General features: G+C 65.7%; 22 protein-coding genes. 7 read left to right on the top strand and 15 right to left on the bottom strand.

Going from position 1 to position 21540, the window contains the following annotated elements; all coding sequences use genetic code 11:
* Positions 1–5: 5 nt before the first annotated feature.
* From folK to dacB, 9 genes are all read right to left on the bottom strand, one after another.
* Positions 6–500 (bottom strand): 2-amino-4-hydroxy-6-hydroxymethyldihydropteridine diphosphokinase, encoded by a 495-nt coding sequence (gene folK / locus NF551_RS00475; RefSeq protein WP_227896514.1) that lies wholly within the window; start codon positions 498–500, stop codon positions 6–8.
* On the bottom strand, positions 497–874 hold the full coding sequence (gene folB / locus NF551_RS00470) for a dihydroneopterin aldolase (protein ID WP_227896513.1): 378 nt from the start codon (positions 872–874) through the stop codon (positions 497–499). The genes folK and folB overlap by 4 nt, the downstream gene beginning before the upstream one ends.
* A gap of 3 nt (positions 875–877) precedes the next feature.
* The gene (gene folP / locus NF551_RS00465) at positions 878–1783 is read right to left on the bottom strand and encodes a dihydropteroate synthase (protein WP_227896512.1); all 906 of its coding nucleotides are present in this window, start codon (positions 1781–1783) and stop codon (positions 878–880) included.
* 9 nt (positions 1784–1792) lie between these two features.
* Entirely contained in the window at positions 1793–2410 is a 618-nt protein-coding gene (folE, locus tag NF551_RS00460) for a GTP cyclohydrolase I FolE (protein WP_227896511.1), read from the bottom strand.
* 72 nt (positions 2411–2482) lie between these two features.
* On the bottom strand, positions 2483–4552 hold the full coding sequence (gene ftsH, locus NF551_RS00455; protein ID WP_227896510.1) for an ATP-dependent zinc metalloprotease FtsH: 2070 nt from the start codon (positions 4550–4552) through the stop codon (positions 2483–2485).
* A 279-nt stretch (positions 4553–4831) separates the two neighbouring features.
* Positions 4832–5383, bottom strand: a complete 552-nt coding sequence (gene hpt, locus NF551_RS00450) for a hypoxanthine phosphoribosyltransferase (RefSeq protein ID WP_227896509.1) — start codon at positions 5381–5383, stop codon at positions 4832–4834.
* Between the two features lie 35 nt (positions 5384–5418).
* Positions 5419–6438 carry a tRNA lysidine(34) synthetase TilS gene (tilS, locus tag NF551_RS00445; protein ID WP_227896589.1) on the bottom strand — a complete coding sequence of 340 codons (1020 nt, stop codon included), beginning with the start codon at positions 6436–6438 and terminating at the stop codon, positions 5419–5421.
* A 91-nt stretch (positions 6439–6529) separates the two neighbouring features.
* Positions 6530–7675, bottom strand: a complete 1146-nt coding sequence (locus NF551_RS00440) for a zinc-dependent metalloprotease (protein ID WP_227896508.1) — start codon at positions 7673–7675, stop codon at positions 6530–6532.
* A 61-nt stretch (positions 7676–7736) separates the two neighbouring features.
* On the bottom strand, positions 7737–9152 hold the full coding sequence (gene dacB, locus NF551_RS00435; RefSeq protein ID WP_227896588.1) for a D-alanyl-D-alanine carboxypeptidase/D-alanyl-D-alanine endopeptidase: 1416 nt from the start codon (positions 9150–9152) through the stop codon (positions 7737–7739).
* A gap of 274 nt (positions 9153–9426) precedes the next feature.
* Here dacB and NF551_RS00430 point away from each other — a divergent pair, with 274 nt between their 5' ends.
* The gene (locus NF551_RS00430; RefSeq protein ID WP_227896507.1) at positions 9427–9972 is read left to right on the top strand and encodes an inorganic diphosphatase; all 546 of its coding nucleotides are present in this window, start codon (positions 9427–9429) and stop codon (positions 9970–9972) included.
* Positions 9973–10107: 135 nt separating this feature from the next.
* On the top strand, positions 10108–10743 hold the full coding sequence (locus NF551_RS00425) for a hypothetical protein (RefSeq protein ID WP_227896506.1): 636 nt from the start codon (positions 10108–10110) through the stop codon (positions 10741–10743).
* Between the two features lie 106 nt (positions 10744–10849).
* On the opposite strand, the gene NF551_RS00420 is transcribed toward NF551_RS00425, so the two are convergent.
* Positions 10850–11695, bottom strand: a complete 846-nt coding sequence (locus tag NF551_RS00420; protein ID WP_227896505.1) for an HAD family hydrolase — start codon at positions 11693–11695, stop codon at positions 10850–10852.
* Between the two features lie 143 nt (positions 11696–11838).
* Positions 11839–13107 (bottom strand): serine--tRNA ligase, encoded by a 1269-nt coding sequence (gene serS, locus NF551_RS00415; protein WP_227896504.1) that lies wholly within the window; start codon positions 13105–13107, stop codon positions 11839–11841.
* Between the two features lie 66 nt (positions 13108–13173).
* Here serS and NF551_RS00410 point away from each other — a divergent pair, with 66 nt between their 5' ends.
* Complete coding sequence (locus NF551_RS00410) at positions 13174–14301, top strand: diacylglycerol/lipid kinase family protein (protein WP_227896503.1); 1128 nt, start codon at positions 13174–13176, stop codon at positions 14299–14301.
* 26 nt (positions 14302–14327) lie between these two features.
* Here the strand turns inward: NF551_RS00410 and NF551_RS00405 are convergent, their stop codons facing one another.
* From NF551_RS00405 to NF551_RS00390, 4 genes are all read right to left on the bottom strand, one after another.
* On the bottom strand, positions 14328–14606 hold the full coding sequence (locus NF551_RS00405) for a hypothetical protein (RefSeq protein WP_227896502.1): 279 nt from the start codon (positions 14604–14606) through the stop codon (positions 14328–14330).
* A gap of 89 nt (positions 14607–14695) precedes the next feature.
* The gene (locus NF551_RS00400; RefSeq protein WP_227896501.1) at positions 14696–15670 is read right to left on the bottom strand and encodes a DNA topoisomerase IB; all 975 of its coding nucleotides are present in this window, start codon (positions 15668–15670) and stop codon (positions 14696–14698) included.
* 2 nt (positions 15671–15672) lie between these two features.
* The gene (gene pheA / locus NF551_RS00395) at positions 15673–16635 is read right to left on the bottom strand and encodes a prephenate dehydratase (RefSeq protein ID WP_227896500.1); all 963 of its coding nucleotides are present in this window, start codon (positions 16633–16635) and stop codon (positions 15673–15675) included.
* Complete coding sequence (locus NF551_RS00390) at positions 16632–16958, bottom strand: rhodanese-like domain-containing protein (protein WP_227896499.1); 327 nt, start codon at positions 16956–16958, stop codon at positions 16632–16634. Before NF551_RS00390 ends, pheA begins: the two co-directional genes overlap by 4 nt.
* Positions 16959–17095: 137 nt before the next feature.
* On the opposite strand from NF551_RS00390, the gene NF551_RS00385 reads away from it, so the two are divergent.
* The 4 genes from NF551_RS00385 to NF551_RS00370 all read left to right on the top strand — a co-directional run bounded on the left by NF551_RS00385 (position 17096) and on the right by NF551_RS00370 (position 21518).
* A complete protein-coding gene (locus tag NF551_RS00385; RefSeq protein WP_227896498.1) occupies positions 17096–18523 on the top strand; it encodes an amidase in 1428 nt (475 codons plus the stop codon).
* A 163-nt stretch (positions 18524–18686) separates the two neighbouring features.
* On the top strand, positions 18687–20165 hold the full coding sequence (locus tag NF551_RS00380) for a peptide MFS transporter (RefSeq protein ID WP_227896497.1): 1479 nt from the start codon (positions 18687–18689) through the stop codon (positions 20163–20165).
* 218 nt (positions 20166–20383) lie between these two features.
* The gene (locus NF551_RS00375) at positions 20384–20521 is read left to right on the top strand and encodes a hypothetical protein (RefSeq protein WP_227896496.1); all 138 of its coding nucleotides are present in this window, start codon (positions 20384–20386) and stop codon (positions 20519–20521) included.
* Positions 20522–20531: 10 nt separating this feature from the next.
* A complete protein-coding gene (locus NF551_RS00370; RefSeq protein ID WP_227896495.1) occupies positions 20532–21518 on the top strand; it encodes an ABC transporter substrate-binding protein in 987 nt (328 codons plus the stop codon).
* Positions 21519–21540: the final 22 nt, after the last annotated feature.

The following is a 21540-nucleotide window of genomic DNA, read 5'->3' as shown; positions in this document are numbered from 1 at the left end:
TGGGTTCACTCCCCCTCGAAAAGCTCTACTCCGGAATGGTCCTGCGCCCGGCTGGCCAATTCTGCCACCGGTTCCCCTTCCAGCACCGCGTCCGGATCCATCCACGCCCATGGCTGCAGCACAAAAGCCCGCTCTGCCGCCCTTGGGTGCGGAATCACCAGGTCGTCGTCGTTAACATGCTCGGTGCCGTACGTGATGATGTCGACGTCGAGCGTCCGGGGACCCCAGCGCACCTCTCGGGTGCGCTGGTGCAGGTTTTCCACCTGGTGGCAGTGCTCAAGGAGCTGGTGCGGGTCCAGCGTTGTCTCGAAGGCCGCAACAAGGTTCAGGTAGTCAGGCTGCTCGGGTCCGCCCACCGGCTTGGTGCGCGCCACGGGGGAAACCGCCACAAGCTTCATGGCCGGATGGTCCGCGAGGGCGGCGACGGCGTCGGAGAGGGTGGTGCGGGATTCGCCCAGGTTGCTGCCCAGCGCCAGCACGGTCCGCACTGCTGCGCTCATGCCCGTTCCCGGTGGATGAGGATCTCGACGTCGCCAAAGGGAACCGTGATCGGAGCGTGGGGCTTGTGCACGGTAACGTCCACCGCGTCGATCACCGGAAAGGCCTCCAGGACATGGGATGCAATGCGTTCGGCAAGCGTCTCGATCAGGTTTACCGGATCACCCGCAATGATGGCGCAGACCTGCTCCGCCAGTTCGCCGTAATGCGCTGTCAGGGTGAGGTCGTCTGCGGCGGCCGCCGGACGAAGATCCGTGTGCAGCACCAGGTCAACGGTGAACTCCTGGCCGTCGCGCCGTTCGTGGTCGAAGACTCCGTGGAAGCCCGTTGCCTTCAGCCCGGTGAGCCGGATCCGGTCGCGGAGCGCGTCGGCCACGGGTTAGCCCTGCCAGGCTGCGGCGACTTTGACGGCGTCCGCGTTGGCTGCGACGTCGTGAACCCGGACAGCCCAGACGCCCTGGCTGGCGGCCAGGGCAGTGGTTGCCAGGGTCGCGTTGTCCCGCTCGGCCGGCTTCGCGGCCTTGCCTGCCGTTGTCAGCAGGGAGCCCAGGAAACGCTTGCGTGAGGCTCCGATGAGCACGCGGTGGCCCAGCAGGGTAAGGCGGTCCACGTTTCGCAGCAGTGCCCAGTCGTGTTCTGCGTTCTTTGCGAAGCCAAGTCCCGGATCCAGGATGATCTGCTCCGGAGTGACGCCGGCGTCGTAGAACGTATCGCGCAGTGTGGTGAGCTCAGCGATGACGTCCTCGACCACGTCGCCGTAGTCCGCCTTCGGATCCTGGCTGCGAACGCTTCCGCGGCTGTGCATCAGGACGTAGGGAACCTTCGTGCGCGCAATCAGTTCCGGCATCTCCGGGTCGAGCTGCAGGCCGGAAACGTCGTTGATCAGTCCGGCTCCGGCTTCAATGGCCTTTGCGGCGGTGGAGGCGTTCATGGTGTCGACGCTGATCAGCGCTCCGGCTTTCACCAGCGCCTGGACAACGGGCAGGATCCGCCGCTGTTCTTCCTCGGGGCTGATCCGCTCGGCATCCGGACGGGTGGATTCCCCGCCGATGTCGATGATGTCAGCGCCGTCGTAGTGCATTTTGAGTCCCGCGCGGATCGCCGCGTCAGTGGTGGCGTGGTCTCCGCCGTCGCTGAAGGAATCCGGGGTCACGTTCAGGATCCCCATCACCAGGGTCCGTCCCGTGGGCAGGTCCTCGAAGCGGCGCTGCTTCGCAGCGGGGCGAATCACCGGCAACGGGTTGGTGGCAGGCCCGGTTCCGGGAGTGGCGGCTAGCGAATCCATGGAGTCGTCCTATCGTCCGAGTATCAGGCTCATTGCTTCAGCGCGCGTGGCGGTCTCGCGCAGCTGGCCGCGCACGGCCGAGGTTACCGTTTTGGCCCCCGGCTTCCGCACTCCGCGCATGGACATGCACAGGTGTTCACATTCAATGACGACGATCGCTCCGACGGGCTGCAGGTTGTCCATCAGGGCGTCAACAATCTGGGTGGTGAGCCGTTCCTGGACCTGCGGGCGCCGGGCGTAGACGTCCACCAGCCGGGCAAGCTTGCTCAGCCCGGTGACCTTCCCGTCGTGGGACGGGATGTAGCCGATGTGCGCAGAACCATGAAAGGGAACGAGGTGATGCTCGCAGGTGGAGTAGAACGGAATGTCCTTGACCAGCACCATTTCCTCATGGTCCAGCTCGAAAGTGGTGGCGAGCAGGTCCGTTGGGCTCTGGTGCAGCCCGGCGAAGATCTCCGCGTAGGACTTGGCCACCCGGGACGGCGTCTGCTTGAGGCCGTCGCGGTCCGGATCCTCTCCAATGGCAAGGAGAATTTCGCGCACCGCCCGCTCAATGCGGGGCTGGTCCACTTCTGAGGCGGCCTCATTCAACTCGGCCAAAGTCAGTTCGTCGTCGAAATCCGTCACTGCACGATCCTACCGTGGACGCTGAAGGTACCCTGACGGCCGGAGCAGGTGCCCCGGCCGTCAGTTCTTGCGCTATTCGCTGCGGTTGGAGGAGCCGGTATGGCTGCCCCGCCCGCTGCTCTCGGGCTCGGGAAGCCCGTTCGCGGAAACATCGAAGTCCTGCGGAATCTCGGCGTCCGCAATCTGGTCCTGCGGGGCCACGGTGTCCGGGTCGGGTTCGCCGGCGGCCGCTGCCTGTTCCCGTTCGCGGGGAGAGACCACCGGGGGAATGTCATGCACCGGACGGGTGGGCTTGGAGAGCCAGACTTCCCGGAGGTCACGCTTGCGGACGTCCTTGAAGACCACCGCGATCTCGGCCTGGTTCAGGGTCTCGCGCTCGAGCAGTTCCAGGGCCAGACGGTCCAGCACATCCCGGTTCTCGGTAAGGATCTGGTACGCCTCGTCGTGGGCGTTATCCAGCAGCCGGCGGACTTCTTCATCCACCACGTAGGCAACCTGGTCGGAGTAGTTGCGTTCCTGGCCCATGTCCCGGCCCAGGAACGGTTCCCCGCCGCCGGAGCCAAGCTTCACGGAGCCGATCCGCTCGCTCATGCCGTACTGCGTGACCATCTTGCGGGCCGTGGAGGTGGCCTTTTCGATGTCATTGGACGCGCCGGTGGAGGGATCGTGGAACACGATTTCTTCGGCGACGCGCCCGCCCATGGCGTAGGCCAGCTGGTCCAGCAGCTCGTTCCGGGTGATCGAGTACTTGTCATCCTGCGGCAGCACCATGGTGTAGCCCAGTGCCCGGCCGCGGGGCAGGATGGTTACCTTGGTGACCGGATCGGTGTTCCGCAGCGCCGCGGCTACCAGTGCGTGTCCGCCTTCGTGGTACGCGGTGATCTTGCGCTCGAGTTCCTTCATCACGCGGCTGCGCTTCTGCGGCCCGGCGATCACCCGGTCGATTGCCTCGTCCAGGGCGCGGTCGTCAATCAGCTGCGCATTGGAACGCGCAGTGAGCAGGGCAGCTTCGTTGAGCACATTGGCAAGGTCCGCGCCGGTGAAACCGGGGGTCTTCTTCGCCACGGTTTCCAGGTCGACGCCCGGAGCCATGGGCTTGCCCTTCGCGTGGACCTGGAGGATGTGCAGGCGGCCCTGCATGTCCGGGGCTTCCACGCCGATCTGCCGGTCGAAGCGGCCCGGGCGCAGCAGCGCCGGGTCCAGGACGTCCGGGCGGTTGGTGGCGGCGATCAGGATGACGTTGGTGTTGCCGTCAAAACCGTCCATCTCCACTAGGAGCTGGTTCAGGGTCTGCTCGCGTTCGTCGTTGCCGCCGCCCACGCCGGCACCGCGGTGACGTCCGACGGCGTCGATCTCATCAACGAAGATGATTGCCGGCGCGTTGTTCTTGGCCTGCTCGAAGAGGTCGCGGACGCGGGAGGCGCCCACGCCGACGAACATTTCCACGAAGTCCGAACCGGAGATCGAGTAGAACGGAACACCCGCCTCGCCGGCCACGGCGCGGGCCAGCAGGGTCTTGCCGGTGCCTGGAGGGCCGTAGAGCAGGACACCCTTGGGGATCTTCGCCCCGACAGCCTGGAACTTGGCCGGTTCCTTCAGGAATTCCTTGATTTCGTGGAGTTCCTCCACGGCTTCATCCGCCCCGGCGACGTCGGCGAACGTCACCTGCGGCATGTCCTTGTTGGTCAGCTTGGCCTTGGACTTGCCGAACTGCATGACCTTGGACCCGCCGCCCTGCATACGGGTAAGCAGGAACCAGAAGATAACGCCGAGGATGATGATGGGCAGGAAGAGTCCAAGGAAGCTCGTGAACCAGTTGGTCTGGACCGGCTGGTCGGTGAAGCCGTCGACGTCGGAGTCGTTCACCGCCTTGACGATGTCCTCGCCGCGGGCCGTACCGAAGAAGAACTGGACGTTTTCGCCCTTGTCTTCATAAGGCTCGCGAAGGGTCAGGTCCACGCGCTGTTCGCCGTCGTAGATCTTTGCCTGTTCCACCTTGTTGTCAGCCAGCAGCTGCAGGCCTACGTTCGTGTCAACCTGGGAAGCGCCGGAGGGGGCAAGGTTGGGAAGGATGATCAGCAGTGCGGCAAGAGCCAGCACAATCCAAATGATCGGTCCCTTGAAGAAGTTCTTAGATTTCATTCGTCGTCAGGGCCAAAGCCCCGTCCCTCCTGATCAACAACGCTTGTCTTGCGCGAGAATTTGCTGCCCCTGGCACCGTCTTGATGGCTGCAGCAATGTCTAGCTATACACCGTCTCCCCAAAAGACACGGCCGGAAAGACGCTTTAGTTCCCTCAGGGCGTAGCCGCCGGCCGTGATTCCGCTCATGCCGGCGGGAACAAAAAACCCGCCGTCCCCCGCTGCGGCCCCCAAAGGGGAATCGGCACCAGGGGCGGCGGGTCAGGGCACCTGCGTGCAGGTTACTCGTAGACGTGCGGAGCCAGGGTGCCGATGAAGTCCAGGTTGCGGTACTTCTCAGCGAAGTCCAGGCCGTAGCCAACCACGAATTCGTTCGGGATTTCGTAGCCGACGTACTTCACGTCGATTTCGACCTTGGCAGCATCGGGCTTGCGCAGCAGGGTGCAGATTTCCACGCTTGCCGGTCCGCGGGACTGCAGGTTGGTCCGCAGCCAGGACAGCGTGAGGCCGGAATCAATGATGTCTTCGACGATGAGGACGTGCTTGCCCAGCAGGTCGGTCTCCAGGTCCTTCAGGATCCGGACGACGCCGGAGGACTGGGTGCCGGAGCCGTAGGAGGACACTGCCATCCAGTCCATGGAGACGTGGCTGTGCAGGGCGCGTGAGAGGTCCGCCATGACCATGACGGCGCCTTTCAGGACGCCAACCAGCAGGACATCGCGTCCGGCGTAGTCGCGGTCAATCTCCGCCGCCAGCTCCTTGATCCGCTCGGCAATCTGTTCCTTGGTGTAAAGAACGTGTTTGAGGTCTGACTGGACGTCGTGTGAATCCACGAATGGCTCCCGGGTACGAGATGTTGCAGCTGGTCTTAGGCGCTGCTCTTTTTCCTAAAAACAAGATTGCCATAGCTTGAGGCACCTTGGGGAACCGGTTTGCCGCGCACCTGGCGGTAAGCGCTGACCTTACCCACCAGCTGGACGGGCCCGGCCGAGCCCTCCCGGCGCAGCAGCGCCTCCACTGCGCGCACCCTTTCCCAGCTGGGACGGGCGGCTCCGAGCTCCGCGGCGGCCAGGGCCAGCACCCGTTGCCTCAGTGCCGGGGGCAGCGCCCGAAGGCCGTCTTCCGAGAGGAGGATCTCATCCGGGCTGCCCGAATCCGGCGCTTCGCTGCGCAGCCGCGCATAGGTTTCGGCGGCCTGCCCGTCCAGGTAATCGGCGTCCTGTGCCAGGATCCGGGAACTGCGGTACAGCGCCTCCGCAATGCCCGGCCCCAGCGCCTGTTCAAGGAACGGAAGCACCTCGGTCCTCACCCGGGACCGTGCGTAGGCCGGGTCCGCGTTGGTCGGATCGTGCCAGGGGTCAAGGTCCTGGGCGGCGCAGATCTCTTCAACCTCATCGCGGCGCAGCCCCAGGAACGGACGGAGGTAACGGCCGCGGCGGGGCGGAATGCCGGCAAGGGACCTGGTCCCGGATCCGCGGGCCAGGCCAAGGAGCACCTGCTCGGCCTGGTCGTCCAGGGTATGGCCGAGCAGGACGGCGTCGGCTCCGGCCGCCTCGGCGGCGGCATCAAGTGCTTCATACCGGACGCTGCGGGCGGCAGCCTCGGGTCCCATGCCGGATTCGGGAACCCGGACACGGTGGATGGTGACCGGGTGCAGTCCCATGGCACCCAGCTTCTGAGCAGCTTGCGCGGCAACCTCGGCAGATCCGGGCTGAAGCCCGTGGTCAACGACGGCGGCACCGACCCGATAGTCACCGCGCCGGTTGAAGAAGGACGCCGTCTCGGCGAGGGCCAGGGAGTCCGGGCCGCCGCTGCACGCGACCAGGAGCACGGGCGGGGCCTCGCCGCCGGGGGACAGGCCGGCGTCGAGCAGGAATTCCCGCAGCATGGCCCGGGCCTTGCCCAGCGTGGGGTTCAGCCGCTTACGGGCGCGTACTGCGGGAACGAGGGGATGCGTTTGGGAATCATTCACGTGCGGGTTACAGCCCCATCCGCTGGATCCAGAGGTCCGGGTTGTGGATCTCCGCTTCGGTGGGCAGGTTTTCCGCACGTTCCCAGACCCGGTTGAAGCCCTGCATGCCGGCTTTGTCCACCACTGACCGGACAAACCTGGATCCGTCCGCGTACTGGCGCATCTTGGCGTCCAGCCCCATCACCCTGCGGAAGAACTTGTCCAGCCAGCCCCGGTTGGCACCGCGGTCATTGAAGCGGCGGCGGATGGTCTTCACGCTCGGGATGATGCTGGAGTCGACTGCGTCCATCACCACGTTGGCGTGGCCCTCCAGCAGGCTCATGACAGCCGTGATGTGGGAGAGCCGGGCTTTGTCTTCCGGATCCTGCAGAAGGGTCAGCACGTCCATCTGCCGTGCGGGAACGCCGTCCGAAGATTCAACGGCCTTCCCTGTTCCGGCAGCGGCGGAAAGCTGCTTGGCCAGCTGGTTAATCCGCTCCGGCAAGCCCTGCGCCTTGTCCATCAGTCCGTTGCTGAGCTGCCGGATCTGGTCCAGCATATGGTCGCGCAGCCACGGGGCCGCAGCGAACTGCACCCGATGGGTCTGTTCGTGCAGGCAGACCCAGAGCCTGAAGTCCCGGGGCTCAACATTCAGTTCCCGCTCGGTACTGATGATGTTCGGGGCCACCAGTAGCAGCCGGCCGCCGGTCTTGGACGGGTTATCCGCTGCCAGCGCTGCGAAGGGGTCGTACTGGCCCAGCACCTTGCTGGCCAGGAATGCCAGCACGGCACCGAGTTCGGCACCGGTCAGCGTCCCGGCGACGGCGGTATTCGTGGCGTTGACTGCCTCCGGGCGCGTCTGGGCCAGGTGCTGCAGCATGGGGTTCATCAGGGCGGCGAAACTCTGTGAGTTCGCTTTGGCCCAGGACGCACGGTCGACAATCAGGACCTGCGAGTCACGCAGGTCCTCCGCTGCATCCAGGCCCGTAATCCGGTGGACGTGGGTCACGGATTCATCCGCGAGGCGGCGCAGGTCAGTTACGGCGGCCTGGATTTCGCGGCGGCTCATCTTGGGTCCGGGGGCCACCAGGGCAGCGGCCGTGGCAGCTGCGAAGTCCCAGTTCACCAAACGGCTGGCGGTTGCGGCACTCAGGTGCTGCTGGTTGCTTTCCATGGCACCATTCGATCACAGGCGCAGCTCAAAGTGTTCCGTCCGGTTCCAATTGCGCGGGTGTTCAGCGGCAGCCGCAACCGGCCAGAACCGCTGCAGCGGCGTCAACGGCTTCCCGGGCCTCGAGCGTGTTTCCGTCCAGTCCCCGTGCCACCAGCGCGAACGCCAGAAGCCGGCCATCGGCGTCGGTGACGTACCCGTTGAGCGCGGTGACGGCAAACAGTGTTCCGGTCTTCGCCCGGACCAAACCGGCTGCGGCGCCGCCGTCGTCATACCGCCGCTCCAAGGTTCCGCTCAGCCCGGCGACCGGCAGGCCGCGGGCAACCGCACGCAGCCCCTCGTCGCTGGAGGTCAGGACCAGCCGGACGGCATCCGTGAGCTGCCGCGCGGTCAACGCGTTTTCGGCCGCGAGTCCGGACACGTCCGCCAGCACCATGCCTGCGGTATCGATCCCCAGGGCTGATGCCTGGTCAGCCACAGTGTCCAGTGCGCCTTCAAACGACGGCTCGTGTCCCGTTGCCGCAGCCGCCGAGCGGGCCAGGGCTTCTGCAAGATAGTTGTCCGAGACCATCAGCATCTGCTGGATCTGGTCGGAGACCGTGGCCGACTCGACGACGGCAAGCCGGCGGGCTCCCGCCGCCACGGTTCCCCGTTCCACGCCGTCGGCCACACTGAAGCCGGCTTTCTCTCCGGCCTGGGCCAGGGCGTTCCGGAAAGCTTCTGCCGCAGCCATCGCCGCGTCCCCGGTACGCGGACCGCCCTGCCGGGATTCGTCCGTCCAGGCGGAGTTCACGGCCAGGGGGTAGACGGGAGCGATCTCCCCCGCGTCGATGTCCGCTTCGTTCCAAGCGGAGGAGAGCGCAGGACCCGTGAAAAAGGAATCATCGACCTGGACCCGGACAGTCCCGGCGTTGGAACCCAGGGCCTTGGCGGCAGACTGGGCAAGCGTCGCCAGTCCGGCCCGGCCGACGACGGCATCGTCGGCGGACTCTCCCGTGCCCAGCAGCACGTCCCCGCCGCCCCTCAGGACCACGACGGTCTCTCCCGCGGCTGCCGGCGCCGCATGGACGGTGGTTTCAAAGCGGGACCCGGGGTCCAGGGCCGAGGCTACGGCCGCCGCGGTCAGGACTTTCAGGGTCGACGCCGGCATCCCGGCCACCGCCGGATTCCGCTCGTACAGAACCCGCCCGGTAAGGGCATCAGTGACTACGGCGGAAAACGATCCGGCACCTTCCAGTGCGAGCTCGGCGTCAAGCAGGCCGGCCAGGACCGCCGGATCCGGAACCGGGGCGGCAGGGTCGAGCGGGCTGACGAAGGAATTCTTCGTCAGTGCTGCGGGGGGACGCTGGTAGGAAGGCGTCACGCTCTGGCGTTCGACAGCGGAACCGTCCAGCTCCCGGAGCAGGGGCGGACCGGCGTACACAGCCAGGGGCACCAGCAGGACGGCAAAGGCCAGCGCCAGCGCCAACCCGGAGAACATCCTCGCCAAGGGCCACCATCTTCTGTTTCGTCGCTTCCCTGATGCCTCAGGTCCCGCCCCAGCGGCGGCCGTCTGCAAGGCTTCCAGCGCCGGGGCGGACCCGGCAACGCCTGCGGACATATATCTTTAACACTAGACCGGCGCGGTGAGCCAAACGGACATTCCCAAATGGACGGGGAATTCCGGCTGCGCCCATTGTCCATCTGCGCACTAAAGTGCACTAAACCGTCTGTCCGTTTGCGCGGTCCGCCCGGGCCGTTTTCAAGGAGCCGATATGAAACTCGACGTAACGATCGAGATCCCCAAGGGATCCCGCGTCAAGTACGAAATTGACCACGAGACGCACCGCCTGCGGCTGGACCGCGTGCTGTTCACCTCCATGCAGTACCCGACCCACTACGGCTACTTCGAAAACACCCTCGGCGAGGACGGCGATCCGCTGGACGCTATGGTCATGCTGCAGGACTTCGACCTGATCCCGGGTGTGCTGGTTGAATCCCGCCCGATCGGCGTCTTCAACATGGTGGACGACGGCGGCGGAGACGCCAAGGTCCTCTGCGTTCCCGTGGACCCGCGCTTCGACCACATCCAGGACATCTCCGACGTGTCGGATTTCCTGCTGGACGAAATCAAGCACTTCTTCACCAAGTACAAGGACCTTGAGCCGGGCAAGTGGGTAGAGGCCGCTGACTGGGAAGGCCGCGAAGCCGCCGAAGCAGAGGTCGAAGCTTCCCTCGAGCGTTTCAAGGCGCAGGGCGAGGCCAGCGAAGAGGACGAGCCGCAGGGCCGCGACGTCGACGCGAACCCCGAAAACAACTAGGGACTTCCTCCCCCAACGAGATTACAGAAACTGCACGTACCAGCGCTGGTACGTGCAGTTTCTGCTATCTGGGACGCGGCACGCCCAATCAACCCCTAGCGGTTGTTTCGCCGGTTGCTCTGGCATGCTGAGGCCATGCATTTTGTGCTGACCATCAACCAGCGGGACTCCCGCGAGGTGGGCGACCAGGTTCCGGAGCTGCTGCGCTCCCTGCGGCACATTCCTGCTGCCGCTGGATTCCAGCGCTCCGTGGGGGATGAGGTCCAGGGGATCCTTGCTGATCCCGCTGCAGCGGTGGACGCCGCCCTGATTGCCGTGCGGGCCCGGCGCTGGCACGTTGGCCTCGGCGTTGGTGAAATCCGCCGTCCCCTGCCGCAGGATGTGCTCCAGGCTGAAGGATTCGGGCTGGTCTACGCCAGGCGCGCGGTGGAACGGGCGCAGCGCACCGGAGACCGCATACCGCTGGCCGTTGAAGGACCCGATACCCAAATTGCTGCCGAAGCCGAGGCTGTCCTGCGTCTGCTGGGGCAGTTGGTGGCCAGCCGCACCACCGCGGAATGGAACGTTCTGGACCTGCTGACGCCCGGAGCCCGGGGGCAGCAGAAGTACGTGGCCGAAGTACTGGGCATCAGCGCACAGGCGGTCAGCAAGGCAGTGGTGCGCGCCCACTGGGTCGAGGAGTGGGCAACCCGTCCGGCTGCTGCCCGCCTGCTGGACCTGGCTGCGGGGCCTGCTGCCCTCCCGCCGGCGCCGCTTCCCTATCTGCGCTGAACATATCCGTACTGAACATATCCGCACTGCCCCACATATCCGTACTGCCCCGAAGCGCCACTGACCAGAACCTTGCGGTCAGCGTGTGGTGGCAAGGCGCGGCCGGTCAGCGCGGGGTGAGCAGGCTGCGGATGACCTTCGCGGCGCCGTCCTCATAGACCGAGCCGGTCACTTCGGAGGCAACGGACAGCACTTCCTTCGGGGACTGACCCATAGCGACACCGCGTGCGGCCCAGGAGAGCATTTCAATGTCGTTGCGGCCGTCGCCCACGGCAACGGTGTGCAGGGGGTCGATGTCCAGACGGCGGCGGACCTGTTCCAGCGCGGATGCCTTGGTGACGCCTGCTGCGGCGATGTCCAGCCAGGCGGTCCAGCCCACTGAATACGTCACCCCGTGCAGGCCGATGGCGGCCACGGCGTCGCCGAATTCCTCGGCAGTGCTGTCGGTGCTGAACACCACCACACGCACGGCTTTGCTTTCGCGCAGGTATTCGAAGTCCACGGCCTGTGCTTCCGCGCCGAAGCTGGCGTCCTGGAACCGTTCGGTGGACAGGAAACGTCCCTCGTGGTCTTCCAGGGCGAACTTGGCGGTAGGCAGTGACACGCGCAGGGCGTCCAGCGCGGGGCGGGGATCAAAGACCACCCGGTCCACAATTTGGTAGCCGTCCGGCAGGGAGGTGTCGATCTGGAGGGTGACGCCGCCGTTGGAGCAGACGGTGAAGCCGTCAGTGAGGCCAATGCTCTCAAGGACCGGAAGTGCGGCGCCAAAGGAGCGGCCGGTGGAAATCACCAGGTGGTGGCCGGCGGCGATCGCGTCCCTGGCCGCGGACCGGACATTGGGGGACATGTGCCCGTCGTGGTCCACCAGGGTTCCGTCGACGTCCAGGGCGATGAGGTGCTTGCTATCTGTGTTGAACCGGTCTTCGATGCCGGCGGAGGTGAGAGTTGTCATCGACTCATATAAACAGACGTAGGTAAATAGCGGTAGGACGCGGTTCACACTCCGGGTGAACCGCGGGTGAACCGTTACCGGCCCCCGCCGCTGCACCGAATGCGGCAGCAGGGGACTGGCCGGATCAGAGGGACTGGGCCGGATCAGAGGACCGGAAGGACTTCCAGGCCACCCATGTAGGGCTGAAGCGCCGCCGGCACGTTGACCGAACCGTCCGGATTCTGGTGGTGTTCGAGGATAGCGACGATCCAGCGGGTGGTTGCCAGGGTGCCGTTCAGCGTGGCCACGGCGCGGGTCTTGCCGTCCTGGCGTTCGCGGATGTTCAGGCGCCGGGCCTGGAACGTGGTGCAGTTCGACGTGGAGGTCAGCTCGCGGTAGGCGTTCTGGGTGGGCACCCAGGCTTCGCAGTCGTACTTGCGGGCTGCGGACATGCCCAGGTCTCCGGCGGCAGTTTCAATTACCCGGTAAGGCAGCTCGACCTTCGCCAGCATTTCCTCTTCCCAGGCCAGCAGCCGCTGATGCTCGGCCGCTGCTTCCTCAACGGAGGTGTAGGTGAACATTTCCACCTTGTTGAACTGGTGCACGCGGATGATTCCACGGGTGTCCTTGCCGTGGGAACCGGCTTCGCGGCGGTAGCAGGAGGACCAGCCGGCGTAACGTACCGGACCACCCGTGAGGTCCATGATCTCGTCGGCATGGTAGCCGGCCAGCGGAACCTCGGAGGTGCCCACCAGGTACAGGTCATCCTCGGCCAGGCGGTAGATCTCGGCGTCGTGGGCCACGTCAAAGCCCGTGCCCTGCATGGTTTCCGGGCGCACCAGCGTGGGCGTGATCATCGGCACGAAGCCGGCTTTGACTGCCTGGTCCATGGCCATCTGGAGCAGGCCCAGTTCCAGCCGGGCGCCGACGCCGCGCAGGAAGTAGAAACGGGAACCGGATACCTTCGCACCGCGCTCCATGTCGATCGCCCCCAGGAGCTCGCCAAGTTCGAGGTGGTCGCGTGGGGTGAAACCTTCCGCCGCAAAGTCGCGGGGCGTACCTACGGTCTTGAGGACGGTGAAATCGTCTTCGCCGCCTGCGGGGACGCCGTCTTCAACGACGTTCGCGACGCGCCGGACCAGCGCCTCCTGCTCCGCCTGGACGGCGTCTGCCTCGGTTCCGGCGGCCTTGACGGCTGCAGCCAGTTCCTTGACCTCGGCGAGGAGCGCCTGCTTCTCTTCGCCCTTGGCCTGGGCGACACGCTTGCCGAACGCATTCTGCTCGGCCCGCAGCGTCTCGTAGCGGGTCCGCGCCTCGCGCCGGCGGGCGTCTGCGGAAATGATCGCGTCCACCAGCTCGGGTTCAGCCAGCCGTGCCCGTTGGGAAGCTCGGAACTTGTCAGGGTTTTCTCGCAGCTCATTAACATCGATCACGGTTCAAGAGTACCGAAAACCACCTTGCCGCCCCGCACGCAGGGCTGGACTAGTCTGGAAATCACCATGCCTGCCGAAATAGCCGTCATCCTGCTGCTGACAACTGCCGTTATCGCGTCCGTGTCGACCTGGCAGGTGATGTCCCGGCGGGAGCGCCGCCTGCTCGCCGCACGCGTCACCCGCCCGGTAGCCGCAGCTGACCAGCGGGTGGCCATGGTCATCAACCCGATCAAGTCGCAGGCAGATTCCGCCCGCACCATCCTCGCCGCAGCCTGCGAAATCGCAGGGTGGGAACCTCCGCTGATTTTCGAGACAACGGTGGAGTCCCCCGGCCACCAGCAGGCGCAGCAGGCGCTGGAAGCAGGAGCCGACGTCGTACTGGCAGCCGGCGGGGACGGCACTGTCCGCGAGGTGGCCCGCGCACTGGCAAACGCACCCGCGGCCATGGGCCTGATTCCGCTTGGCACCGGGAACCTGCTCGCCCGGAACCTCGGCCTGCCCCTCAATGACCTGGCCGGCAGCGTCCAGGCGGCGCTGCACGGTTCGGAGCGGCGGATCGACATGGGCCGGCTGGTGCTGGAGGACGCCCGCACCGGGGCCCGCTCCACCAGCAACTTCCTGGTCATGGGTGGAATCGGCCTTGATGCGGAGGTCATCGCGGCTACGCGTGACGAGCTCAAACGACGCGTGGGGTGGCTGGCCTACAGCGAAGCCGGCGTGCGTCTCATGCCCGGCCCGCGGCGGCGGATGCGCATCCAGCTCGACGACGAGCCGGCGCAGGTGCGCAAGGTCCGGAGCGTACTCTTCGCCAACACCGGCAGGCTGCCGGCAGGAATCGACTTCATCCCGTCAGCCGCGGTTGACGACGGCATGCTGGACATCGTGGTGCTGAGCCCCCGGACGGTCCTGGGCTGGGCAGCTGTGGTGGGCAAGATCGTCACCCGCAACCGCCGCGACCTTCCCCTGATCGAATACCGCCGGGCGCGCAGGGTCACCGTCAGCACCGAGGAACCCACGATCACCCAGCTGGACGGAGACCTGACGGGCGCAGCAACCAGCGTCAGTGTGACGGTGGACCCGCGGTGCCTTCGCGTCCGGGCTGCTGACCCCCAGCCGCCCGGCGGAGGGGCCGGAAGCACAGCGGCCGCCTCCCCAGCCCGGTCAAGGCTGCGGAGACGGCCGCCAACCGGCTGATTCCCGCCGGAAAAGGTCCTAAAGTGCTAGTCCTGGGTGCCTTCAGAGTCGGTGTAACCGCCTTCTTCGTCGCGGGCCCCGCCGCGGGACGGCGGCTCCTTTGAGCCGTCTGCGTCCGTGTACTCGCCTTCATCCTTCTTCAGCGAAGCAGGGGAGGCCTGCTGGCGGATGAGTTCCTGCTCCTCAGCGAAGCGGATGTCGTTACCCTGGTCGCCGACGTCACCGCGCCAGTTATCGTCGCCGGTGGACTGGCCGCTTGGCTTGGGATCCGTCAGCTGCTCTTCTTCATTCGGGTGCTCGCTCATAGTCCGCCTTTCGTTTCGATGGCTTGCCCGGCTGCCTTGCGGCACGGGTCTATAAGCATACTTACCATAAGGCGGGAGCAAATGCTCGGCTAATCCCCGAGCATCTCGCGCACTGCCGTCTCCGAGGCTGAGTAGCCGGCCACTGGAATCACTTCCCCGGCCAGGAAACGGTCCACCACGCGCGGGTCAATGTAGGACTTGCGGGCGACGGCGGGGGTGTTGCCCAGGCGCTCCGCCACCTCACGCACGGTCCGGGCCACGGCCTGCTGCTGCGCCCGCCTGGTTGTGGCTTCGGAGTGCGCCCGGGCCAGCCCCATTGCCGCAGAGACCGTTGCCTGCCAGGTCCTGAAGTCCTTGGCGGTGAAATCTCCGGCCGTCGCCTCGCGCAGGAAACCGTTCAGCTGGGAGGCGTCGATGCTGTGCCACTGCCCGTCCACGCCGATGTACGCCAGCGCGGTGTCCGCATCCGGCCGCTCCAGCATTGGCACCAGGGCAGCGACCAGGTCCTCGTCATCCAGCTCCACGTACCATTCCTGGCCGTGCTTGCCCGGAAATTCCAGGATCAGCCGGGTGTCCTGGACCGTGACATGTTCGATCCGCAGCGTGGTGGTTCCGTAGGAGCCGTTCATTTCGGCGTACCGGGAACCTCCGACCCGCAGGGCTCCGGAGTCTATGATCCGCAGCGCTGCCGCAAAGGCCCGCTCCGGTGTGCTTTCGCTGCTCCGCAGGTATTTCGTAATGATCCGGCGGGCGGCAGGGAGGGCCTGGGCCAGCTCAAGGGCACGGTCAAACTTTTCCCGGTCCTTCATCTCGCGCCAGTGCGGATGGTAAATGTACTGCCGCCGCCCTGCCGCGTCCTGGCCCGTGGCCTGGATGTGCCCGTTGGGGTAGGGACTAATCCAGACATCCTGCCAGGCGGGCGGGATGGCCAGTGATCGTATGCGCTTCAGTTCCCGCGGATCCCGCAGCACCTCGTTCCTCAGGCCGCGGTAGCTGAACCCCTTGCCCCAGCGGCGGCGGGTGTATCCGGGATGTTCGCAGTTGCTGCGGCGCAGGCGGGGCACGGCTAGCCGTCAATCAACGATGCGAGCCACTGGTCCGCAGCCTCGAACGCCTCGTCGGAGGTATGCGGCGGCACCTCCGCACGGCGGTGGTCCGCCCGTGGATAGGAGCCCAGGAACCTCAGCCCCGGCGAGACCCGGTGCAGGCCCTTCAGTGCGTCGGCCACCCTTGCGTCAGAGACGTGCCCGTCGGCGTCGATGCTGAAGAAGTAGTCACCAAGGAAGGCTCCGGTGGGCCGGGACTCAATCCGGCTCAGGTTGACCCCGCGGGTGGAGAAGTGTTCCAGGATTTCCATGAGTGCGCCCGGACGGTCTTCGGGAAGCGGAATAACCACGGTTGTCTTGTCCGCGCCGGTCGGTTCCGGCAGGAGTCCGGGCAGGCTGATCAGGATGAACCGCGTGACCGCGTCCGCTACGTCCCCTATGTCCCGGGCAATAACGTTCAGCCCCAGCCGCGAAGCCACCAGGGGCGCGCAGATGGCGGCATCGAAGCCGGACTCCGGATCCTGGAGTCCGACGGCGGCTGCCGCCGTCGACGAGGCGGGCAAATATTCCGCATGTGGAATGTTTTGTTCCGCCCAGTCCCGGCACTGCGCCCAGGCGTGGCTGTGCGTGGAAACCCGGCGGATGTCTGCCAGTTCCATGCCGGGCCGAACCGCCAGGACAAAGGTGATGGGAACCAGGATTTCGCGCAGGATCCGCAGCGGCTGACCTACGGAGATCGCATCAAGCGTGGCGCTGACGCCGCCTTCTACCGAGTTCTCGATCGGCACCACAGCGGCATTGGCGTGCCCGGACCGCACCTTTTCCAGGGCCGAGCTGACGCTTGCGGACGGAATGCGCACCGCCTGGTCGGCTCCGGGAACCTGCAGCAGGGCCGCTTCGGTGAACGTTCCCTCCGGGCCCAGATAGGTGTAGACCATGGTGCCGGGCAGCCGCGGCGTCCCGGCGCTGCCGGAGCCGCTCATACGACGGTGGGTTCTTTCCCGTTGTCGGAGACCATCGGCTGGCCGGCCTCCAGCCAGGCGCCCATGCCGCCGGTGACGTTGACGGCGGAATATCCATGGGCTTCGAGCCACTGGGCAGCCCGGGCGCTGCGGCCGCCCGAGCGGCAGATCACCGCAAGGTCGGTGTCCGGGTCAAGGTCATCCAGGCGCTCCGGAAGCTGGTCCAGCGGAATGTGCAAAGCGCCGGGGGCGTGCCCTGCTTCCCATTCATAGTCCTCGCGGACATCAAGGATCCGGGCACCTTCAGGAATGGCCGTCACGGACACGTTTTCCATCTCGCTCATTGCTTCCTCGCAGTTGTCATAGCCGGGTCTGACAAGGCACGCGATAGCCTGCCGTCAGGTCTTTCCCACATTGTCTTCAAGCCTATAGTGGGACGCACCGCCAGAGAACCGAAGAGCCCCGGCCCCGGAGGTAACAAATGTCCATTGGTCCTACTACCGGCAACAGCGCCAACTCCTCCGCCGGAGAATTGGGCGGCATGACCGCCGTTGCGCTGCGGGACGCTCTTGCCGCCGGTGAAATATCGGCGCGGGAAGCTGCCGAGTACTATCTGGGCCGGGTCGCGGAGCTGAATCCGGAGCTGGGCTCCTTCGTGGAAGTCACCGCCGAGCCGGCCCTCCGCGAAGCCGCACGGGCCGATGTTGAGCACGCCGGCGGCCGGAACCTTGGCCTGCTGCACGGCATGCCGCTGGCGCACAAGGACCTCACCGACGTCGCGGGTGTTCCCACCACCATGGGCAGTGCGGCGGTACCGCGCGAACCCGCGGCGCAGGACGGGCCGCTTCCCGCCATTCTCCGGCGGGCCGGCGCCATCAGCCTGGGCAAGACGCAGGTGCCCGAGTTTGGCCTCAGCAGCTACAGCGAGAACCTCATCGGCGAGCCTGCGCGCAATCCCCTCGATCCTTCACTGAGTCCGGGCGGCTCATCCGGAGGCAGCGCGGCTGCGGTCGCTGCGGGAATGCTGCCGTTTGCGCCTGGCACCGACGGCGGCGGGTCAGTTCGGATCCCGGCAGCGGCGACCGGCCTGACCGGCCTCAAGCCGAACCGCGGACGGGTGCCTTCCGGCGGGGGCCAGCGCGACCTCGGGCAGTTTGTGGTCGCCGGGCCGCTGGCCAGGACGGCTGCCGACGCTGCCCTGCTGCTGGATGCCATGACCGGCGAGCCGAACTTCCACGCCACGAGTGCACCCGCCGTCCCGGGCAGTTTCCTGGCGGCCGCACAGCGCGCCGAGGGCCGCTTCCGCATAGGGGTCAGCGCACGCTCACCGTTTGAGTCCCGGCTGGAGATCCGGCTGGACCCTGACGCCCGGCTGGCCCTGGAGGCGGGCATCGTGGCACTTACCAACGCCGGCCATGACATCTCCGAAGCCGAGGTCCGATATGACGAGCGGTATCCGGATGCCTTCGGCCTGGTCTGGACCGCACCGCTGGCGAACATTCCGCTCCCGCCGGGCGCCGAGGAGCTGCTGACCCCGCTCACGGCAACCATGCGGCGCCGGGCCCTGCAGCGGTCCGCAGCAGACTTGGCCGCCGCCGTCGACATCCTGCGCGGTTTCGAGGAGGACACCATCTCCCAGTATTCGCAGTGGGACATGGTGCTCACACCGGCACTGGGCATGACGCCGCGTCCCATCGGCTGGTACTGGACCGGCGACGCCGACGAAGATTACGCCCTGCAGTGCCAGTATTCTCCGTTCACCTCCATGGTGAATGTGTGCGGCCTTCCCGCCATCACAGTGCCCACCTACCGGAATGCGGACGGACTGTGGATGGGCATCCAGCTCATCGGGCGCCCTGGAGCGGAAGCAGAGCTGCTTTCCGTGGCGGCGCAGCTTGAGGCCCACTAACAGGACGACGCTTAATGATCGGCAGTTTTGTCCAGCATGTGGACAAAACTGGCCATGGCACGGTGATACCTGTCACAGACCCTTGATTGTTCTTCCACGGATCACCCCGGTTTTGGCGGAAATGTGCCGTTAGGGCCCCTTGGCCCTTTGGGATTATTGGACAATGAGTCCAAGTCCCACCACTACCGAACCCGCTGCCGCACTGCCGGCACGCAAGGCGTTCTTCGGCCACCCCCGCATGCTCGCGAACCTTTTCAGCGTTGAGCTCTGGGAGCGGTTCTCGTTCTACGGCATGCAGGGAATCCTGCTCTACTACATGTACTACTCCGTCACAGACGGCGGCCTGGGCATGGACGAAGGAGTCGCAGCCGGCCTCGTCGGAGCCTACGGCGGCGGCGTGTACCTCTCTTCCATCGCCGGAGCCTGGCTCGCGGACCGTATCCTCGGTTCGGAACGGACACTCTTCTACTCGGCCATGATCGTGATGATCGGCCACATCTCCCTGTCGCTGGTTCCCGGCTACGCGGGCCTGGCCATCGGATTGGTCCTCATCGCACTCGGTTCGGGCGGCTTGAAGGCAAATGCCACCGCGCTGGTCGGCTCGCTGTACGAAAAGACCGACGAGCGGCGTGATGCAGGCTTCTCCATTTTCTACATGGGCATCAACATCGGCGCCCTCATCGGCCCGATCCTGACCGGCCTGCTGTGGGATTCCTTCGGCTTCCACGTCGGCTTTGGCCTGGCCGCGGTAGGCATGGGTATCGGCCTGGCACAGTACGCCGCCACCCGGAAGTACCTGCCCGAGTCCGCCCACCTGGTGGCCAACCCGCTGCCCAAAGCCCAGTTCGCCCGCGTCGGCGGCCTTGCCGTACTCGTCCTCGCCGCCGTCGGCGCCGCAATTGCCTTCGGCCTGATCAACAGCCAGAACCTTGTTGCCCTGATGGCCGTGGTGGCGCTGCTCTCTGCCATCGCGTACTTCGTGGTGATCCTGTCGAGTAAGCGGGTCAGCGCCATCGAGCGCAAGCGGGTCTTCTCTTTCATGCCGCTCTTTGTTGCCAGCACGGCCTTCTGGGCCCTGTTCCAGCAGCAGTTCACCGTCGTCGCGCTTTATGCGGATACCTCACTGAACCTTGACCTGTTCGGCTGGGAGATGCCGCCGAGCTTCGTCCAGTCCATCAACCCGGTGTTCATCATCGTGTTCGCCGCGATTTTCGCCAGCATGTGGACCAAGATGGGCACACGCCAGCCCGGCACACCGCTGAAGTTCGGCATGGGGCTGGCCGTCATGGGACTCGCGTTCCTGGCATTCATCCCGTTCTCCGGCGGCGGCCCCGCCAGCACGCCGCTTCTTGCCCTGGCAGGCATCCTGCTGCTCTTCACGTTCGCGGAACTGACACTGTCCCCCACGGGGCTTTCCGCGGCGACCAAGCTCGCTCCGGCGGCGTTCCCCACCCAGATGGTGGCCCTGTTCTACCTGTCGGTATCCCTGGGCAGCACGCTTTCGGGCTGGCTCGCGCAGTTCTATAACCGGGAGACCGAAGTCGGCTACTTCTCCTTCCTGGGCCTCACTGCCATCGCACTCGGCATCGTTCTCGCGGCGTTCGCTCCGGCGATCAAAAAGCTCATGGGCGGCGTTCGCTAACCCTTTATAAATCGATACAAAAAGTGCCCGTTTGGTTACCAAACGGGCACTTTTTGCTATCCGGTCATACCCACGAAGCGTCTGCCCGCACTAGACACTATGACGGCGGACCTCCCTATCTGGTGCAGGTTCGTCGCCGGAGAGCGCCGTTCCCGGGAGAATTGTCTTCGCAGTGACGTAACCATTAGACAATGTGACTGTCCTCACAGTTAGTATCGGTGAACCAGCCGGTGCGAAACGACACCCGTGCATCCTCCGGAACGACGCCGACGTCGACCCCCGAGGAACGGGCCAGGGAAGCCCGGCACCACGTCACCCTGCCCCCCGGCGCCGTCCGCCGCTGGGCAGCGCATTGAAAGGGCAACGATGAAGCGTTCTACGACAGGGGCACTGGGGGCCCTTCTGCTGAGTGCATCACTCGCAGTCACCGCCTGCGGCGCCGACGCTGAAGCCGGCGATTCCGAAATGATCAAGGTCGGCATCACGCAGATCGTCGAACACGATGCGCTCACCTCCGCCAAGGAAGGGTTCAAGCGGGCCCTGGCGGAAAACGGGTACACCGAGGGCGAGAACATCACCTACGACGAGCAGAACGCAGCCGGTGAGCAGGCAACTGCCACCTCGATTGCCTCAAAGTTCGCCTCGGACGACCTCGATTTGGTGCTGGCAATCGCCACCCCGACGGCTCAGGCCGCCGCACAGGCCATCACGGATACTCCCATCCTCATCACCGCGGTCACCGAACCGGAAGAAGCAGGACTGGTCGATTCCTGGGACGCCCCCGGCGCCAACCTCACCGGAACCAGCGACCTCAACCCGGTCGCAGACCAGCTCGGGCTGATCAAGGAACTGGCTCCCGATGCCAAGACCGTTGGGATCGTCTACAGCTCCGGCGAAGTCAACTCCGAGGTGCAGATCGAACTGGCCCAGGAAGCAGCCAAGGAGCTCGGCCTGGAGCTGAAGCTCGCGGCTGTAAGCAACACCGCTGAGGTGCAGCAGGCCGCTGAGTCCCTGGACGTTGACGCCTTCTACATCCCCACCGACAACAATGTGGTGGCAGCACTGGACTCCGTGGTCCAGATCGCCGAGACCAAAAAGATTCCGCTGGTCACCGGCGACGCCGGTGCCGTCGAGGCCGGCGGCGTTGCCACCTGGGGCATCGACTACGAAGCACTCGGCTACCAGACCGGCCTGATGGCCATCAAGATCCTGGAAGAGGACGCCGACCCGGCCACCATGCCGATTGAAACCCTGGATGAAGTGCAGCTCGTGGTCAACAAGACCGCAGCCGCCAACATGGGCATCGAGATTCCCGCGTCGATGCTCGAAAAGGCCGACAAGGTCATCGAGTAATCCTCGAAGCTGCCTTTCCCAC

Origin of the sequence: Arthrobacter caoxuetaonis, from assembly GCF_023921125.1 — a bacterium.
Taxonomy (GTDB): Bacteria; Actinomycetota; Actinomycetes; order Actinomycetales; family Micrococcaceae; genus Arthrobacter_B; species Arthrobacter_B caoxuetaonis.
The sequence above is the reverse complement of the archived record's forward strand: the minus strand, read 5'-3'. Positions and strand labels throughout refer to the sequence as shown.

Bases quoted from the DNA above. Each gene is read 5' to 3' on its own strand.
- ftsH (WP_227896510.1), bottom strand. From the start codon at position 4,552: ATGAAATCTAAGAACTTCTTCAAGGGACCGATCATTTGGATTGTGCTG.
- NF551_RS00405 (WP_227896502.1), bottom strand. From the start codon at position 14,606: ATGAGCGAGCACCCGAATGAAGAAGAGCAGCTGACGGATCCCAAGCCA.
- NF551_RS00390 (WP_227896499.1), bottom strand. From the start codon at position 16,958: ATGAGCGAGATGGAAAACGTGTCCGTGACGGCCATTCCTGAAGGTGCC.
- NF551_RS00420 (WP_227896505.1), bottom strand. From the start codon at position 11,695: ATGACAACTCTCACCTCCGCCGGCATCGAAGACCGGTTCAACACAGAT.
- NF551_RS00425 (WP_227896506.1), top strand. From the start codon at position 10,108: ATGCATTTTGTGCTGACCATCAACCAGCGGGACTCCCGCGAGGTGGGC.
- folP (WP_227896512.1), bottom strand. From the start codon at position 1,783: ATGGATTCGCTAGCCGCCACTCCCGGAACCGGGCCTGCCACCAACCCG.
- pheA (WP_227896500.1), bottom strand. From the start codon at position 16,635: ATGAGCGGCTCCGGCAGCGCCGGGACGCCGCGGCTGCCCGGCACCATG.
- NF551_RS00410 (WP_227896503.1), top strand. From the start codon at position 13,174: ATGCCTGCCGAAATAGCCGTCATCCTGCTGCTGACAACTGCCGTTATC.
- tilS (WP_227896589.1), bottom strand. From the start codon at position 6,438: ATGCTGCGGGAATTCCTGCTCGACGCCGGCCTGTCCCCCGGCGGCGAG.
- NF551_RS00430 (WP_227896507.1), top strand. From the start codon at position 9,427: ATGAAACTCGACGTAACGATCGAGATCCCCAAGGGATCCCGCGTCAAG.
- NF551_RS00385 (WP_227896498.1), top strand. From the start codon at position 17,096: ATGTCCATTGGTCCTACTACCGGCAACAGCGCCAACTCCTCCGCCGGA.
- NF551_RS00440 (WP_227896508.1), bottom strand. From the start codon at position 7,675: ATGGAAAGCAACCAGCAGCACCTGAGTGCCGCAACCGCCAGCCGTTTG.
- dacB (WP_227896588.1), bottom strand. From the start codon at position 9,152: ATGTTCTCCGGGTTGGCGCTGGCGCTGGCCTTTGCCGTCCTGCTGGTG.
- NF551_RS00380 (WP_227896497.1), top strand. From the start codon at position 18,687: ATGAGTCCAAGTCCCACCACTACCGAACCCGCTGCCGCACTGCCGGCA.
- NF551_RS00370 (WP_227896495.1), top strand. From the start codon at position 20,532: ATGAAGCGTTCTACGACAGGGGCACTGGGGGCCCTTCTGCTGAGTGCA.
- folK (WP_227896514.1), bottom strand. From the start codon at position 500: ATGAGCGCAGCAGTGCGGACCGTGCTGGCGCTGGGCAGCAACCTGGGC.